The 15,998-nt window shown below is 72.0% G+C and carries 14 protein-coding genes and 1 pseudogene; 11 read left to right on the top strand and 4 right to left on the bottom strand.

Annotated elements, in window-relative coordinates:
* The first annotated feature begins 68 nt into the window (after window positions 1-68).
* The 4 genes from IO24_RS0110855 to msrB all read left to right on the top strand — a co-directional run bounded on the left by IO24_RS0110855 (window position 69) and on the right by msrB (window position 3,558).
* Window positions 69-884: a pyrimidine reductase family protein gene (locus IO24_RS0110855; protein WP_031134427.1), complete on the top strand. Its 816-nt coding sequence runs from the start codon at window positions 69-71 to the stop codon at window positions 882-884.
* A gap of 243 nt (window positions 885-1,127) precedes the next feature.
* On the top strand, window positions 1,128-1,601 hold the full coding sequence (locus tag IO24_RS0110850) for a beta/alpha barrel domain-containing protein (protein WP_031134424.1): 474 nt from the start codon (window positions 1,128-1,130) through the stop codon (window positions 1,599-1,601).
* 143 nt (window positions 1,602-1,744) lie between these two features.
* Window positions 1,745-3,136 carry a UDP-N-acetylmuramate--L-alanine ligase gene (murC, locus tag IO24_RS0110845; protein WP_031134422.1) on the top strand — a complete coding sequence of 464 codons (1,392 nt, stop codon included), beginning with the start codon at window positions 1,745-1,747 and terminating at the stop codon, window positions 3,134-3,136.
* Window positions 3,137-3,150: 14 nt separating this feature from the next.
* Complete coding sequence (msrB, locus tag IO24_RS0110840) at window positions 3,151-3,558, top strand: peptide-methionine (R)-S-oxide reductase MsrB (protein ID WP_031134420.1); 408 nt, start codon at window positions 3,151-3,153, stop codon at window positions 3,556-3,558.
* An 8-nt stretch (window positions 3,559-3,566) separates the two neighbouring features.
* Here the strand turns inward: msrB and IO24_RS0110835 are convergent, their stop codons facing one another.
* Window positions 3,567-6,476, bottom strand: a complete 2,910-nt coding sequence (locus IO24_RS0110835; RefSeq protein ID WP_031134418.1) for an ABC transporter substrate-binding protein — start codon at window positions 6,474-6,476, stop codon at window positions 3,567-3,569.
* Window positions 6,477-6,932: 456 nt separating this feature from the next.
* Between IO24_RS0110835 and IO24_RS0110830 the strand changes: the two are divergent.
* Window positions 6,933-7,460, top strand: a pseudogene (locus tag IO24_RS0110830) (Dyp-type peroxidase); the annotation flags it as partial.
* Here IO24_RS0110830 and IO24_RS0110825 read toward each other — a convergent pair.
* From IO24_RS0110825 to IO24_RS0110815, 3 genes are read right to left on the bottom strand one after another with little or no spacing between them, the layout of a single operon-like run.
* Window positions 7,385-8,176, bottom strand: coding sequence for an FAD:protein FMN transferase (locus IO24_RS0110825; RefSeq protein WP_045296067.1), 792 nt, complete (start codon window positions 8,174-8,176; stop codon window positions 7,385-7,387). The pseudogene IO24_RS0110830 and the gene IO24_RS0110825 sit on opposite strands and share 76 nt — an antisense overlap.
* A gap of 4 nt (window positions 8,177-8,180) precedes the next feature.
* Window positions 8,181-8,597 (bottom strand): FMN-binding protein, encoded by a 417-nt coding sequence (locus IO24_RS0110820; protein ID WP_031134413.1) that lies wholly within the window; start codon window positions 8,595-8,597, stop codon window positions 8,181-8,183.
* 13 nt (window positions 8,598-8,610) lie between these two features.
* Window positions 8,611-9,951, bottom strand: a complete 1,341-nt coding sequence (locus IO24_RS0110815) for a ferredoxin reductase family protein (protein ID WP_031134412.1) — start codon at window positions 9,949-9,951, stop codon at window positions 8,611-8,613.
* Between the two features lie 152 nt (window positions 9,952-10,103).
* Between IO24_RS0110815 and IO24_RS0110810 the strand changes: the two genes are divergently transcribed.
* The 6 genes from IO24_RS0110810 to IO24_RS0110785 all read left to right on the top strand — a co-directional run bounded on the left by IO24_RS0110810 (window position 10,104) and on the right by IO24_RS0110785 (window position 15,858).
* Window positions 10,104-10,802 (top strand): response regulator transcription factor, encoded by a 699-nt coding sequence (locus IO24_RS0110810; protein ID WP_031134410.1) that lies wholly within the window; start codon window positions 10,104-10,106, stop codon window positions 10,800-10,802.
* A complete protein-coding gene (locus IO24_RS0110805) occupies window positions 10,799-12,256 on the top strand; it encodes a sensor histidine kinase (protein ID WP_037667744.1) in 1,458 nt (485 codons plus the stop codon). The genes IO24_RS0110810 and IO24_RS0110805 overlap by 4 nt, the downstream gene beginning before the upstream one ends.
* An 80-nt stretch (window positions 12,257-12,336) precedes the next feature.
* Window positions 12,337-13,461: an ABC transporter ATP-binding protein gene (locus IO24_RS0110800; protein ID WP_031134405.1), complete on the top strand. Its 1,125-nt coding sequence runs from the start codon at window positions 12,337-12,339 to the stop codon at window positions 13,459-13,461.
* On the top strand, window positions 13,458-14,162 hold the full coding sequence (locus IO24_RS0110795) for an ABC transporter permease (RefSeq protein ID WP_031134403.1): 705 nt from the start codon (window positions 13,458-13,460) through the stop codon (window positions 14,160-14,162). Before IO24_RS0110800 ends, IO24_RS0110795 begins: the two co-directional genes overlap by 4 nt.
* Window positions 14,159-14,824: an ABC transporter permease gene (locus IO24_RS0110790; RefSeq protein ID WP_031134401.1), complete on the top strand. Its 666-nt coding sequence runs from the start codon at window positions 14,159-14,161 to the stop codon at window positions 14,822-14,824. The genes IO24_RS0110795 and IO24_RS0110790 overlap by 4 nt, the downstream gene beginning before the upstream one ends.
* A 77-nt stretch (window positions 14,825-14,901) precedes the next feature.
* On the top strand, window positions 14,902-15,858 hold the full coding sequence (locus IO24_RS0110785) for an ABC transporter substrate-binding protein (RefSeq protein ID WP_031134398.1): 957 nt from the start codon (window positions 14,902-14,904) through the stop codon (window positions 15,856-15,858).
* Window positions 15,859-15,998 lie beyond the last annotated feature (140 nt).

Below are 15,998 nucleotides of genomic sequence, written 5' to 3'. Positions count from 1 at the left end.
CGTTTCCGGAGGGGGCCAGGGGAGAGGACACGGTTCACCATGCTACGGCGCGTGGAACACTGCACGGCATGCGACGTCTGTTCCCTGTGACCGATGAAACAGCAGCTCCGGCGCCGGGTGGCGCGTCCGGTGACGGCGGCGGCCGGGAGTGGAGCCTGGACGAACTGGCCGCCGCGTACGCCTATCCCGAGCCTGGGCCAGGAGGTCCGGTCCCGTGGCTGCGCGCCAACATGGTGTCCACGCTGGACGGGGCCGCCCAGCACGACGGCCGTTCGCAGCCCATCTCCAGCGCCACCGACATGCGGATCTTCGGCACGCTGCGGGCGCTGGCCGACGTCGTGGTCGTCGGCGCGGAAACCGTACGCAAGGAGGGGTACCGCCCGGCCCGCGCGCGTGAGGACTTCGCGGCGATGCGGCAGGCGGCCGGGCAGCGGCCCGCACCGGCGATCGCCGTGGTCACCGCCGGCCTCGACCTGGACTTCTCGCTCCCGCTGTTCACCTCGCCCCTGGTGCCCACCCTGATCCTCACGGGCGCCGCGGCCCCGCCGGACCGCGTCGCCGCCGCCGAGAAGGCGGGCGCCCGGGTGGTGACCGCCGGGGACGGCATCGGCGTGGACCCCGCCCGCGCCGTCCGGGCCCTCGCCGACCTCGGCCACACCCGGCTGCTCACCGAGGGCGGCCCGCGGCTGCTCGGGCAGCTGGTCGCGGCCGGCGTGCTCGACGAGCTGTGCCTGACGGTCTCCCCGATGCTCACGGCGGGCGAGGCGCAGCGCATCGCCGGAGGGCCGGCGGTCACGGTCCCGCACCGTTTCGGGCTGGTGTCGATGCTGGAGGAGGACGGCTTCCTGTTCACGCGGTACGGGCGGACCCGGCCGGCGTACTGAAACTCCGGACCCGGGGTACAAGGTGTCGGCGGCCGGGACGGCCGGCCGGTACGTCCGGAAGCGGGGGCAAAGGTCGCCGCTGGTCCGTTCATCGACGAAATATGCCGTTCCGTTTGGTTTTCGGAGGGCACACTGGATCCCGGCAGTACCCGTGCGAACACGGGGCAGGATGGTTTCCGCAGGGCCCCGCACGGCCCGCGGAGGAGTGGGGGCCACGGGCCCCCGAGGCAGAAGGGGCGCCTGGTGTTCACAAGCGTATTGATGATCGAGAAGGCGCTGACGTCCGCCGACGTGGAGTTCGTCACCACCTTGCACGGAGAGGAGCAGGTCTCCTTCCAGGTGTTGCTGCAGCCGCGCGGCGAGCAGGCGGACCGCCTGCTGCGGGCCATCGACGACGTGGCGCTCGGCGAGCTCGACGAGGCCGTCCGCGAGGGGGAGACGCCGGAGGGGGAGGAGGCGCTGAGCGTGGGGCAGCGGGCGCTGGAGGTGTCACTCGCCGCGTTGCGTGCCTCGGGCAGTCCGGCCGAGGGGCGGCTGATCGAGGACCATCCGCTGGACGCGCTGAAGTGCCTGGTGGAGGAGGCCGGGGCGGACGAGGTCATCGTGCTGACCGACCCCCACTACGTGGAGGAGTTCTTCCACCGGGACTGGGCGTCGAGGGCTCGGCACAAGGTGGGGGTGCCGGTGCTGAAGCTGTTCTCGCACAGCAAGGCGTAGGGGCGGGTTGCTCTGGTTTGCCGGGTGCGGGTCGGTGGTGGTTGCTCGCGCGGTTCCCCGCGCCACCGGGTCGGCCACAGCACTCCGCGTTCCTGAAATAGGCTGGGGGCGCTCACCGTCGTCGCTCGCTCTTGGAGATCTGCATGGCAGCCGGCCTTCCTCCCGCCATGGACCGACCGCACTTCATCGGGATCGGTGGGGCCGGGATGTCGGGGATCGCGAAGATCCTCGCGCAGCGCGGGGCCGTCGTGGCCGGCAGCGACGCCAAGGAGTCGGCGACGGCCGGGGCACTGCGAGCGCTGGGTGTGACGGTGCACATCGGACACGCCGCCGGGCATCTCGCCGATGACGCCAGCTGTGTGGTCGTCTCGTCGGCGATCCGGCGGGACAACCCCGAGCTGGCCCGCGCGGCCGAGCTCGGCATCCCCGTCGTGCACCGGTCCGACGCGCTCGCCGCGCTGATGGACGGGCTGCGGCCGATCGCCGTCGCCGGTACGCACGGCAAGACGACCACGACGTCGATGCTGGCCGTGTCGCTGAGCGAGCTGGGCCTGAAGCCCTCGTACGCCATCGGCGGCGACCTGGACGCGCCCGGCTCCAACGCGCTGCACGGCGAGGGCGACATCTTCGTCGCCGAGGCGGACGAGTCGGACCGCAGCTTCCACAAGTACACGCCCGACGTCGCGATCATCCTGAACGTCGAGCTCGACCACCACGCCAACTACGCGTCGATGGACGAGATCTACGAGTCGTTCGAGACGTTCGTGGACCGGATCGCCGAGGGCGGCACGCTGGTGATCGCGGCCGACCACGAGGGCGCCCGGGAGCTGACGCGCCGGGTCGCCGGGCGTGGCGTGCGCGTGGTGACGTACGGCGAGTCCGAGGACGCCGGCGTGCGCATCCTGTCGGTCGTGCCGCAGGGGCTCAAGAGCGAGGTCACCGTGGTGCTGGAGGGCGAGGAGCTGACCTTCACGGTCTCCGTGCCCGGCCGGCACTACGCGCACAACGCGGTCGCCGCGCTGGCGGCGGGCGTGGCCCTCGGCGTCCCGGCGGCCGGGCTGGCCTCCGCGATCGCCGCGTACACGGGTGTGAAGCGGCGCCTCCAGCTGAAGGGCGAGGCCGCGGGCGTGCAGGTCATCGACTCCTACGCGCACCACCCCACCGAGATGACCGCCGACCTGGAGGCCATGCGCGCGGCGGCCGGTGACGCCCGCATCCTGGTCGTCTTCCAGCCGCACCTCTTCTCGCGGACGCAGGAGCTCGGCAAGGAGATGGGTCAGGCCCTCGCCCTCGCGGACGCCTCGATCGTGCTGGACATCTACCCGGCCCGTGAGGACCCGATCCCGGGCGTGACGAGCGGACTGATCATCGAGGCGGCCCGGGCCGCGGGCGCGGACGTGACGCCGGTGCACGACAAGGCGGACGTCCCGTCGGTCGTCGCGGGAATGGCGAAGCCCGGTGATCTCGTTCTCACCATGGGAGCGGGCGACGTCACCGACCTCGGCCCGCACATCCTGGACCGTCTGTCGAACTGAGGGGCTGGAAGCTCATGGCGTACGACGTCGAGAAGCCGGACGAGCAGTGGCGCGCGGAGCTGTCCCCGGGCGAGTACGCGGTCCTGCGGCAGGCGGCCACCGAGCCCGCCTTCACCGGTGAGTACACCGACACCAAGACCCGGGGCGTCTACTCCTGCCGTGCCTGCGGTGCGGACCTGTTCACCTCGGACACGAAGTTCGAGTCCCACTGCGGCTGGCCGTCCTTCTTCGACCCCAAGGACACCGACGCGGTGGAGCTGATCGAGGACCGGTCGCACGGCATGGAGCGGACCGAGGTGCGGTGCGCCCGGTGCGGCTCGCACCTGGGGCACGTGTTCGCGGGCGAGGGGTATCCGACGCCCACGGACCAGCGGTACTGCATCAACTCGATCGCGCTGCGGCTGGCCCCCGAGGAGGGCTGAGGCGGCGCTCAGCGGATCGGGCACTCCTTCCGCGTGAGGGGCTCGGTGTTCCCCGCGGTGCGGCTGCACACGACGCGGGGCTCGGAGGTGCCGTCGCCGGTGCGGCGGACCTCCTTGAGGACGATGCTGTGCCCGGTGCGGTCCCCGTACAGCGGGGCGCTGGTGAAGTCGATGGTGCCGGTGGCCATCCCCTCGAGCTTGACGTTGCGCAGGTTCACCCAGGTCGAGGCGCGGCTCTGCGGCCGGTCGTCGCGGGTGGCCGCCCAGAACAGGGCGTGGGTCGCGTCGTGGGACAGGGCGGTCTGGCCGCTGGCCAGGGCGGGGCTGCCGGGGCGCAGGCGGTGGCCCCGCATGCCCGGCAGGTGCCTGGCGGCGTCCAGGTAGAAGGACGTCCTGTCTGCGGCCGTCAGTTCGGCCAGGGCCGCGTGGTAGAGGGTGACCTCCGGCGCGACGGACTGGCCGCCGTCGGTGAAATCCGCCTTGGACAGGTCGTCGCCGGTGAGCACGGCCAGGGGCTTGCCGGCGCAGCCCGGCTGGGTGCCCAGCTGGGTCATCAGGGGATCGATGTCCTCCACCCGGCCCGCGAAGTAGATCACCGACGGGACCTTGCCGACCCGGCAGATCTCCTGCGCGTGCGAGCGCAGTTCCGGTTTGCCGCCGCTGAGGGTGTAGCGGCGCTGGTCCAGCGGCGTGAAGCCCTGCCGCCGCAGCATCCCCTGGCCGTAGCGCGCCTGTTCGTCGGTGTACAGGTCGTCCGTTCTCGCCGTGTCGCGGGCGAGGACGAGGGCGTACTGCCGTCGGCCCGGTGTGCGCAGCTGGGCGGCTATCAGGCCGAGTTGGCGGGTCTGCCACTCGTCCGTGGCGGCCAGGCTGAACCAGTTGGCGAACTCACGGGGCAGATAGGTGGCGGAGTTCGTGCCGGAGACGACCGGCAGCCCGGCCTCCATCAGGGTGCGGGTCGTCGCCCGGCTCGACTTCAGGTCACGGCCGGTGCCGACGACCCCCACCACGGTCGGGTCGTGGGCCGCGTACGCGGCGATCGCCTCGGCCATCTCCTCCTGGTGGCCCAGGTCCACACCGCCGTTGGCGAGCAGCACACGCAGCTTCACACTGGAGTCCTCGTTGATGACGGCCTGCGCCAGATACACGCCCGCCAGTTCCTCGGCGCCCTTCACCAGCGAGGAGCCTGCCGCGGGGTCGGCGCTGAGCGGCCCGGCGTAGACGACCGTGACGTACCTCCCGGCGTGGTCCGCGAGGACGTCCTCGTTCTGCCGGGCGATCCGGTCCTCCAGGTCGGCCACCGTCCAGGGCGGGTCGTCGTCGGCCGTGAAGGTCTCGACCTCCTTGCCGGGCCCGGGCGTGCGCAGCCAGCCGGAGAAGCGGACGCCGTCCGTCGCTATGCCGATGCACTCGGTGCCGCCGCCGGGCGCCTCCTCCCACCGGGTGTCCCGGTTGGCGGTCAGCAGCGACGCCGAGCAGTACCGGTCGTTCAGGGCGTCGGCCCGCATGACGGTGCCGGCGGTCAGCAGGGCGATGACCAGGACCAGGGTGTGCAGGGCCCACACCAGCCGGACGAACGTCGGCCGTGCAGAGGCCCGCCGGTGGGGGTGGCCCTCCTCGACCGGGCCGAGCTGGTCGTGCGGCAGCGGGATCTTCATCACCCACGGCAGCACGGACCGCTCCCGGCTGGGCGACTGCTCGGCGCGCAGGTTGTGCGCCCACTCCCGGTACCAGGTGCGCAGCCGGTCGCCGAACTTCGGCGGCTCCGCGACCGGCACGGGCGCCGTCCGCACGACGCTGCGCTCCAGACGCGGCACGTCCTGCGCGCGTACGGCCGCGACCACGAGCAGCGGGTCGAGCTCGCTGCGCCGGCTGCGGACGTCGCTGATCGCGCGGATCAGCTCGATGCCGCCGTTGCGGTCGTCCGCGTGCGGCAGGAACAGCACCGGCGGGCGCGGCCGCTTGAAGCCGCGCAGGTCCCAGCTCCAGCGGCGGTGGTTGTCGCGCAGGTCCTCCCGCAGCGCCAGCACGCACAGCTGGAGGTGGAAGTCACCGCCCGCCTTGAGCGCCTCGGCCACGCCGTACGCCCGGGTCGCGATCGCCTTCCAGGACCGCACGGGCCGCAGCAGCGAGACCTCGGTGGGCTGGGCCTGGTCCGCCGCCCTGAGGAAGGTCGTCGTCATGAACCAGCGGCTCTCGCGCCGCAACCAGAGGAAGATCGGCGCCCGCCCGGGCAGGACGTAGTTCAGCACGGTCAGCAGCAGCAGGAAGACGAGACCGGCCGACACGGCCACATACCAGTCGCTGCGCGCCAGGAGCGCGGCGAGCACGGTGATCAGGCTCGCCGGGAGGATGTGCGCCATGTCGAACAACGGCAGGCCCGAGCGCCAGCGTGCGGTGTTCTCCGGCCGCCAGCGCTGCTCGGCCAGCTGGTTCAGCAGCAGCTGCCGCTGGTTCTCACCGGCCTCGGCCCTGCCTTGGGTGGGCGCCGGCCAGGTGTCGCCCAGGGCGGTGACCGCGTCGTCTATGGCGTGCACCAGGCGCAGCCGCGGGAAGGCGTAGCGCCGGTAGACCGCCTTCGGGCCGCCCCACTTCTTCGGGTCGCTCAGCGCCCGCACCATGGCCGCGGCCCGACGCACCTCCGTGGCTCCCTCGTGGGCGTCGTCCTGTGCCATCGCGCAGCGTGTGCCGTGCGCTCCCTGCCCCGCGTGCAGCTGCCGGACCAGCCCGGCGACCGCGGCGTCGTCCTCGCTCTGCTCCGCGTGCACGACGAACACCGGCATCGGCGGTTCGGTGCTCGTACGGAAGTCCTGGATGAGGACTTCCAGCTGGTTCTGGAGGTGGACGCCGGCGCCGGTGTCCGGCGTGCCGTCGTGTCCCCCGGGGCAGTTCGGCGGCATGCGATCGGTGCTCACCATGGGCAACCCCCGTTCACCTTCGGTGACTTACGAGGTTAACCGGTGTGGGTGTTGTGGGAGTGGGTGACGGACGAACTCCTGTTTCACCCAGGTCGTTGACGTCACCTGCCCGGATCGCACCTCTCCCCGCCGCTGACCACCGTCCGGCCGCCGTCGCCGACCGCGCCGTCGACGTGCTGATCGCCCTGATCGAGGGCCGCCCCGCCCCGGCCGGACCGGCCGACCGGGCGGTCGAGGACCGTACGGGCCTCGACCGGGCCGGTACGCGAACCGGGCCCCGCGCACTCCCGCCCGTAGCCGCCCCACGCGAGGAGTCACGTGTCGTACCTCCCGGCAGCACCAGCCTCTCCGGCCCGCCGCGCCCTGCTGCGCGGTGCCCTCGGCCTCGGCACGGCCGCCGCGCTCTGCGCCTGCGGCGGCGCCGCGCCCCGCACCTCCGGCGACGTCATCCGGACGCAGGCCTTCTCCTACTTCGACTCGCGCAACCTGCTCGGTTTCGTCGACGGCACCGAGAACCCGGTCGGGCAGGCCGCGGCCGACGCGGCGCTGGTCGGCGAGGAGGATCCCGGCTTCAGGGGCGGCAGTTACGCGCTGGTGCAGAAGTACCTGCACGACGTGGACGCCTGGGACGCCCTGGCCGTCGAGGCGCAGGAGAAGGTGATAGGCCGCACCAAACTCACCAACCTGGAACTGGACGCGCCCGGCTCCCACAAGGACGTCAACACCGTCCTCGGCCCGGACGGTGCGGAGCAGCGGATCCTGCGCTCGGCGATGCCGTTCGGCAGGCCCGGGCACGGGGAGTTCGGCACGTACTTCGTGGCGTACGCGCGCACGCCCGGGATACCGGAGACGATGCTGCGCAAGATGTTCCTGGGCGGGCCGGGCTCGGGACCCGACCCGCTGCTGGACTACTCGCGGGCCGTCACCGGCAGCCTGTTCTTCGTACCCCCGGTGGGCTTCCTGGAAGCCGTGTCCGGCAGTTGACCCCCCGCCACCGGGAACCCCGCACTCCGCAGTACGCGCCTGCCCGCGTCCACGGCGAACACCTCGCAGTCGTCGCGGGCCGCTGCCCACGCGACGCCGTCCACGCCGAGCGCGAAGGCCGCTGTCGCGACCGTGTCCGCCTCCGTCAGGGTCGGGGCCACCACCGTCATGCTGAGCAGTCCCGTCGCCGGGCGGCCGGTGCGGCCGTCGAGGATGTGGTCGCCGCGTTCGTAGCGGGCGGAGGTCGCCACGGCCCGGTCCGTGAGGTCCAGGACCGCGCACAGCCGGTCGGGGTGCTCGGGATGCCGTACGCCGACGCGCCAGGGCCCGCCGGAGGCGATCACGTCGCCGCCCGCGTTGAGGCAGAAGCGGCGCGCCCCGGCCGCCCTCAGCAGCTCCGCTCCCCGCTGCACCGACCAGCCCTTCACCACGGCGCAGGGGTCGAGGCCGCGGCCGGGCAGGCGCACGTCGAAGGCGCCGTCCGTCGCGATCCGGTACTCCTCGCACAGGGCCAGGACCTCCCGGAGGTCCCGGCCGGGCTGCGCCACCTCGCCCCGGTCCAGCCGGGAGACCTCGCTGTCCGCCCGGAACGGGCTGAACCGCGCGTCGACCTCGCGCAGCCACGCGAACAGGGCGTCCACCGGTGCCCCGGGGAAGTCAGCGTCGTCGATCCGCACCGACACCGGGAACCCCATGACGTGCTCGACGCGCCGCATCCCGTCAGCCCTTAGCGTCGAGGGCGGCCTGGAGGGACTCCCGGTAGCCGTCGCTGGTGATCGTGGCGCCGGACACCGTGTCGATGTCCGCGCTCTGCGCCCGCAGGGTCTCCTCGATCAGCTGCGGTACCGCGGCCCTGGTCTGCGGATGGTCCGGCTGCCGCAGCATCCGCACCGAGGCGATCTTGTCGCCCTCGAAGGTGACCTCGACCCGCACCGGTCCCTTCTCGGTGTCGATCGTGGACCCCGACACCACCGTGGACGTCGTGCCACCGGGCCCCGCCGACGACGAGACCGAGGGCGTCGACGCGGGCGCCGCGGCCTGCGCGGCGGACGACCCGGTGTCGGGTGAGGGTGCGTAGCGCCAGACCGGGATCAGGCCCGCCACACTGAGGACGAGGACGGGTATGGCTCGCTTCACGACAGTCTCCTCGTCATCCGGCCAGGCTGAAGCGTTCGAAGTGGGTCTGCGAGCCGGGCACGCCCAGCTCACGCAGGCCGGCGAGCACCGCGTTCATCATTGGCGGCGGACCGCACAGGTAGACGTCCCGCTCGGCGATGTCCGGCACCAGCCGGGCGAGCTCCCCGGGCGCCAGCCGGTCCGGCACGGGCGGCCCGGTCACCAGGTGCAGCTCGGCCCCCTTGGCCGACGCGAGGTCGCGCAGTTCGTCGTGGAGGACGGCGTCCCGGTCCGTGGCCACCCGGTAGATCACGACCGCGTGGCCGTGCAGTTCCTCCAGCAGGGCCCGGATCGGTGTGACACCGACGCCACCGGCGATGAGCACGGCGTCCGGGCGCGTGCGGTGCAGGGTGGTGAAGGCGCCGTAGGGGCCCTCGGCGAAGACGCGCGTGCCGACCTTCAGGTGCCGCAGGGCCGCACTGCCGTCACCGGCCCGCTTGACGGTCAGGCGCAGCGTGCGGCCGTCCGGGGCGGCCGACAGGGAGAACGGGTTCGCCTGCCACCAGCGGTCCTTCGTCAGGAACCGCCACAGGAAGAACTGCCCGGCCCGGGCGGGCAGCCGGTCCAGGTCGCGGCCGGTGATGTACACCGACACCACCTGGTCGTTCTCGGGCACGACAGCCGTCACGCGCAGCCGGTGACGCAGGTTGCGCCACAGCGGCAGCACCAGCCGGCCGGCGAACACCGAGGCCAGGGCCACGCCCCACACGGCGTACCAGTAGACCTTGGCCACCGGCGACGAGGAGAACGTCGTCCCCGCCGCGACCTGGTGCGTGAACGCCAGGACCACCGCCACGTAGGTGTACAGGTGGATGAAGTGCCAGGTCTCGTACGCTAGCCGGCGCCGGGCGTAGCGGGCCGAGACCGCCCCGACCACGAGGATGATCGCCAGGGCGACGATCGCCCGCAGCACGCCCTCGACCGTCTCGGCGAGGTCCACCAGCTGGTTCACCGGGTCCAGGGACGAGGACTCGGCGTAACCGAAGACGATGAACACCACGTGCGCCAGCAGCAGCCACAGCACCGAGAAGCCCGTCCAGCGGTGCCAGGACGTCAGCCGGTCCATGCCGATCCGCCGGTCGAACCACGGCAGCCGGGCCACCAGCAGCAGCTGGAACGCCATGAGCAGTGCCGCGTACAGCCCGGCCAGCCGGCCCAGCACGATCAGCGCGTTCGAGGCGAAACCGGCCTGCGCGAAGAACACGGCCACCGTGACCGCGTTCGCCAGCAGCACCGCGTACAGGCCGGTGCGGCCCACCACTCGGGGTCGCACGCCCGGGCGGGTCGCCGCGGGAGGTTGATGGAGGGTCGTCACGGCCGGCAGCTCCTTGATCGGATCCTGGGATACCGAGCTTGGCGCGGGGGAACTGTCGGAAAGCTGTCGCTCAACTTTCAAGTGTTTATCGATCCCGCCGCGGGAGGGCGGGCGGCTATGGCCGCACGGGACCCGTGCAGCACTATGAGGTCGTGGAAAAAGTACGACTTCTCGTCGTCGACGACGACCCGCCCATCGCCGATCTCGTCGCGACCGTCGCCCGCTACGAGGGCTGGGAGGCGGTCACGGCGTACACCGGCGAGGACGCGCTGCGGCGGGCCGCCGAGTTCCACCCGGACATCGTGGTGCTCGACCTGATGCTGCCCGGCGTGGACGGCTTCGGCGTCCTGGACCGGCTGCGCGCCTCCGGCACGATGGTGCCGGTGGTGTTCCTCACCGCGCGCGACGGCGTCGCCGACCGGGTCGCGGGCCTCACCCGGGGCGGTGACGACTACCTGGTCAAGCCGTTCGCCGTGGAGGAGCTGATGGCCCGGCTGCGCACCGTGCTGCGGCGCAGCGCCGGCCCTGCCTTCCAGCGGTCCGTGCTCCAGGTCGGCGACCTGATCATGGACGAGGACACCCGGGAGGTCCGGCGCGGTGAGAGGCTGCTGTCGCTGACCCCGACCGAGTACGAGGTGCTGCGCTACCTCATGCGCAAGTCGCCCACCGTGCTCACCAAGGCGCAGATCCTCGACCACGTGTGGGAGTACGGCTTCGGCGGCCGCTCCAACGTCGTCGAGCTGGTCGTCAGCCGGCTGCGCCGCAAGCTCGACGAGACCGACGACGGCGGCTCGCCGCTCATCCACACCGTGCGCGGGTTCGGGTACGTGCTGCGGCAGGCCGCCGAGTGATCGCCCGGCTGCGACGGGCCTACCGCAGAATGCGGCTGGGCACCCGGCTGGCCCTGGGCCTGGGGGCCCTGTCCCTGGTGGTGTTCGCCGTCGTCGGCACGGCCCTGACCACGTACATGCGGGACTACCTGTCGGCCCAGCTCGACACCCAGCTCGCGCAGGCCCAGATCGCCCAGTCCAAGAGCATCGCGGACTACGGCACCCTCTCGGGCAAGAAGTACTACAGCTGGTTCTACGCCGTGTACGACGTGTCGGACGGAAGGACCGAGCTCCGCAGGCCCGAGGACCCCGCCGACCTGCCGAAGGACGTCGACGACTTCACCGCGCTGGCCCGGGCGCAGACCGCCGCGCACACCGAACTCCTGCGCACCGAGCACCTGAAGGGCGCGGGCTCCTACCGGCTGCGCGCCTGCCGGGTGGAGCCCGGGGTGGTCCTGGTGAGCGCCGCGCCCATGGACGACATCGAGGACACGGTCGGGCAGCTCGTCACCCTCCAGGTCGTCACCTTCGGGCTCGCGCTGCTCGCGCTGGTGATCTTCGGCCGCCGGATGCTGCGCCGCGGCCTGAAGCCGCTCAGCGACATGGCGTCCACCGCGAACGGCATCGCCTCGCACGACCTGACCGAGTCCGCGGCCCGGCTGCCGCTGCGCGTCGACGGCCGGGACGGCGGGCCCGAGGTGGACGAACTGCGCACCGCCTTCAACACGATGCTGGAGCACATCGACGACTCCCTGGCGGTGCGCGCCGAGGCCGAGCAGCGGCTGCGCCGCTTCGTCGCCGACGCCTCGCACGAGCTGCGCACCCCGCTGATGTCGGTGCGCGGCTACGCCGACCTCTTCCAGTACGCCGCCGCCAACGCCCCCGAGGAACGCGACCGGCACCTGGCCCGGCTGCGCGCCGAGGCCGCCCGCATGGGCGTCCTCCTGGACGACCTGCTGCTGCTCGCCCGGCTGGACGCGGCGGAGGTGGAGGCGCCGCTGCGCTTGCAGGAGGCCGACCTGGTGGAGCTGGCGGGCCAGGCCGCGGACGCCTTCCGTGCGGGCCGCCCCGGCCATCCGCTGACCGTCCTGGCCGGTCCGGCGCCGGTGCGGCTGCTGATGGACCCGCAACGCATCCGGCAGGTCCTCGACAACCTGCTGACCAACGCGGCGGTGCACACCCCGGCGGGGACGAAGGTGTCGGTGGAGGTGGCCGTCGTGCCCGGCGCGGCCGAGGTGCGGGTCGCCGACGCGGGGCCGGGCATCCCGCCCGGTGACCGGGCCCGTGTCTTCGACCGCTTCTACCGCGTCGACAAGGCCCGCAGCCGCGACCGCGGCGGCAGCGGCCTCGGCCTGGCGGTCGCCCGGTCCCTGGTCCGCGCCCACGGCGGCCGCATCGAACTGGACAGCGCACCGGGGGCGACGGTGTTCACCGTGCGCCTGCCCGTACAGGGCGTACGCCCTGCGGACCGGTGAAAGGCGCCCTCTAGACTCGTCCGGAAACGGCCCGTACGGCCATGGCCAACGCTTCCGCCAACCCGAAGGGCTCCGGCGCCTTGATACGGATCGAATCAGTCACCAAGCGCTATCCGGACGGCACGGTGGCTGTCGACCGGCTCTCCCTGGAGATACCCGACCGCTCGATCACCGTCCTCGTCGGACCCTCGGGCTGCGGCAAGACGACCACCCTGCGGATGATCAACCGGATGGTCGAACCGAGTGAGGGAACGATCCTCCTCGACGGCGAGGACATCCAGCACCGGCCCGTCACCACGCTGCGCCGGTCCATGGGATACGTCATCCAGAACGCCGGGCTCTTCCAGCACCGCACGATCCTCGACAACATCGCCACGGTGCCCCGCGTGCTCGGCTGGGGCAAGCAGAAGGCCCGGGCCCGGGCTGCCGAGCTGATGGAGCGCGTGGGCCTCGACGCCGCGCTCGCCAAGCGGTACCCGTACCAGCTGTCCGGCGGCCAGCAGCAGCGCGTCGGCGTGGCCCGGGCGCTCGCCGCCGACCCGCCCGTGCTGCTCATGGACGAGCCGTTCTCGGCGGTCGACCCGGTCGTACGCAAGGGTCTCCAGGACGAACTGCTGCGCATCCAGGACGAGTTGGGCAAGACCATCGTCTTCGTCACCCACGACATCGACGAGGCGATCAAACTCGGCACGATGGTCGCCGTGATGCGCGAGGGCGGGCACCTCGCCCAGTACGCACCCCCGGCCGAGCTGCTGTCCCACCCCGCCGACGCCTTCGTCGAGGATTTCCTCGGCGCCGACCGCGGCATCCGGCGACTGTCGTTCTTCCCCTCCGCCGAACTCCCGCTGACCACCGCCCCGGTGATCCCGGCCGACGCCACCGCCGAACAGATCGCCGCCTCCGGCGAGCCCTGGCTCCTGGTCACCGACGCCGACGGCAGGCCCCTCGGCTGGGGCGAGCGGCGCGACCTGACGGCCGGTGACATCAAGGCCGGCCGGCTCGTCCCGCACGGGCGGCCCTTCGCCCCCGGCACCGACTCCCTGCGGGCCGCCCTCGACTGCGCGGTGCTCTCCCCGTCCGGCCACGCCGTCGCCGTGGACGGCACCGGCCGTGTGACCGGTGTGGTCTCGCAGGCGACCATCGGCGAGGCGATCCGCGACGCCCACGCAGCCGGTCACGCCGGCGAGGCCGAGGTCGCCTCGTGAACGGCTTCTTCGACATCCCGAGCGACCTCCAGCACAGCTACCTCGGCCTGATCGGGCTGCACCTGCGCGAGGCCCTGCTGCCCGTGCTGGCCGGGCTGCTGCTCGCGCTGCCGCTCGCCCAGCTCTGCGTGCGGTTCCGCTGGCTGTACCCGCCCGTGCTCGGCGCCACCACCATCCTCTACGCCGTCCCGTCGCTGGCCTTCTTCGTGGTCCTCATCGACTACACCGGCCAGACCGAGCTGACCGTGATGATCCCGCTGGCCGTGTACAGCCTCGTGGTGCTCGTGCCGGCCATCGTCGACGGGGTGCGGTCCGTCCCGCAGGAGACCCTGGCCGCGGCCACCGCCATGGGATTCGGCCCCGTACGCCGTTACCTCCAGGTGCAGTTGCCGATCGCCGTGCCCGCCATCATCGCGGGGCTCCGGGTCGCCACCGTCTCCAGCATCTCCCTGGTCAGCGTCGGTACCCTCATCGGCAACCAGGGCGCCCTCGGCAACCTGCTCGCCGACGCGCAGAAGTACGACCGGCCCGAGCTGGCCGTCAACTCCGTGATCACGACAGCCGTCCTGGCCATCCTGTGCGACGCCCTGCTGGTGCTGCTCCGCGTCGTGCTGACCCCGTGGATGCCGAAGGGCACCCGCAGGCGCCCGAAGACCGGCCTGCGGCAGCAACTGCCCGCCCCCCAGGACGTGACCCGGTGAACGTACTGAACTTCGTCAACGCCTTCTTCAGCGACAGCGCCCACTGGCACGGCTACGACGGCATCCCCCAACGCCTGCTCGAACACGTCCAGTACGCGGCCCTCGCCCTCGCCCTCGCCGCCGCGATCGGCCTGCCCGTCGGACTGCTGACCGGGCACACCGGGCGGGGCGGCAACGCCCTCGCGTTCATCGCCACCGCGGCCCGCGCGCTGCCCAGTTTCGGCCTGCTCGTGCTGATCGTCATCATGATGGGCTTCGGCCTGCTGCCCGTGATGATCCCCCTGGTCATCCTCGCCGTGCCGCCGATCCTGGTGACCACCTACGAGGCCGTCCGCACCGTCGACCCGTCCCCTGTGGACGCCGCCCGCGGCATGGGCATGCACGAGTCGCGCATCCTGTTCCAGGTCGAACTGCCGGTCGCGCTGCCGCTGATCCTGAGCGGCCTGCGCTCGGCGGCCATCCAGATCGTCTCGACGGCCACCATCGCCGCCTACGTCAGCCTGGGCGGCCTCGGCCGGTACATCGTCGACGGGCTCTACCAGCGCGACTACGAGAAGGTGGTCGGCGGCGCCACCCTCGTGGCCGTCCTGGCGCTCGTCACGCTGGCGGTGTTCTGGGCGGTGGGCCGCCTGGCCGTGTCGCCGGGGGTGCGCCGACGCTGACGTCCTGACGGTGTCTGTCATAAACCGTGACCAGGCTGTTCTTGACTGATCGTAAAGCGGCTGGATTGGATCGGTGGATGACTTCTACCGCGCAGAGCAGCTGGTCCAGGACGAGGCACACCGGTGCGGCGGCCGCCGCGCTCACCGCCGCTGCGGCACTGCTCGCGGGCTGTTCCTCCGGCGACACGTCCGACAACCCCCTGGCGGGCGAGAAGGCGAAGGCGGGCACCGTCGTCGTCGGCTCCAACAACTTCGCCGAGAGCACCCTGCTCGCCGACATCTACGGCGAGGCGCTCAAGGCCAAGGGCGTCAAGGTCACCTACAAGCACAACATAGGCAGTCGCGAGACGACGTACGGCCTCATGAAGAACGGCTCCGTCACCGTGCTGCCGGAGTACAACGGCTCGCTGCTCGCCTACCTGGACCCCAAGGCCGGGCAGAAGTCCACCGAGGCGGTGAACGAGGCCGTCAAGGCCAAGCTCGACAAGAAGCTGACGCTGCTGAAGTCCTCGCCCGCCGAGGACAAGGACTCGGTCACCGTCAACGCCGAGACCGCCAAGAAGTACAAGCTCACCTCCTCGTCCACCCTCGCGGACCTCAAGGACGCCGCCCCGGACCTGGTGATCGGCGGCTCGCCCGAGTTCCAGACCCGGCACCAGGGCCTGGAGGGCCTGAAGTCCGTGTACGGCCTGGAGTTCAAGTCCTTCAAAGCGCTCGACGCGGGCGGCCCCCTCACCAAGGCGGCGCTGACCAGGAACACCGTCCAGGCCGCCGACGTCTTCACGACGGACCCGGCCATCGTGAAGGAGAAGTTCGTGGTCCTGAAGGACCCCGAGAACCTCTTCGGGTTCGCGAACGTGACCCCGCTGGTCCACAAGGGCGGCCTCTCCCAGAAGGGCGTCGACGCGCTCGACGCGGTCTCGGCCGAGCTGGACACGAAGACGCTCCTGGAGCTGGACGCGCAGGTGCAGCTCGAGAAGAAGGACCCGCTGGACGTGGCGCGGGCCTGGCTGAAGTCGGCGGGGCTGATCTGACCCCAGGGCCTGCCGCTCGACGCCACCTTCGCAACAGGCCCTAGAAGGCTGATGAAGATCTTGGGTTCTGGCCCTGCCGCGTCAGCGGCAGGGCCAGACTCGTCATGTGGCGATGGGTGAGTGGGTCGGCGAGATGGTCG

It is taken from the genome of Streptomyces flavovariabilis (assembly GCF_000725785.1).
GTDB classification, from domain to species: Bacteria; Actinomycetota; Actinomycetes; order Streptomycetales; family Streptomycetaceae; genus Streptomyces; species Streptomyces hawaiiensis.
Note: the sequence above shows the minus strand (reverse complement) of the source record. Positions and strands in the feature narration are given on the sequence as shown.

Bases quoted from the DNA above. Each gene is read 5' to 3' on its own strand.
- msrB (WP_031134420.1), top strand. From the start codon at position 3,151: ATGGCGTACGACGTCGAGAAGCCGGACGAGCAGTGGCGCGCGGAGCTG.
- murC (WP_031134422.1), top strand. From the start codon at position 1,745: ATGGCAGCCGGCCTTCCTCCCGCCATGGACCGACCGCACTTCATCGGG.
- IO24_RS0110835 (WP_031134418.1), bottom strand. From the start codon at position 6,476: ATGGTGAGCACCGATCGCATGCCGCCGAACTGCCCCGGGGGACACGAC.
- IO24_RS0110855 (WP_031134427.1), top strand. From the start codon at position 69: ATGCGACGTCTGTTCCCTGTGACCGATGAAACAGCAGCTCCGGCGCCG.
- IO24_RS0110825 (WP_045296067.1), bottom strand. From the start codon at position 8,176: ATGCGGCGCGTCGAGCACGTCATGGGGTTCCCGGTGTCGGTGCGGATC.
- IO24_RS0110785 (WP_031134398.1), top strand. From the start codon at position 14,902: ATGACTTCTACCGCGCAGAGCAGCTGGTCCAGGACGAGGCACACCGGT.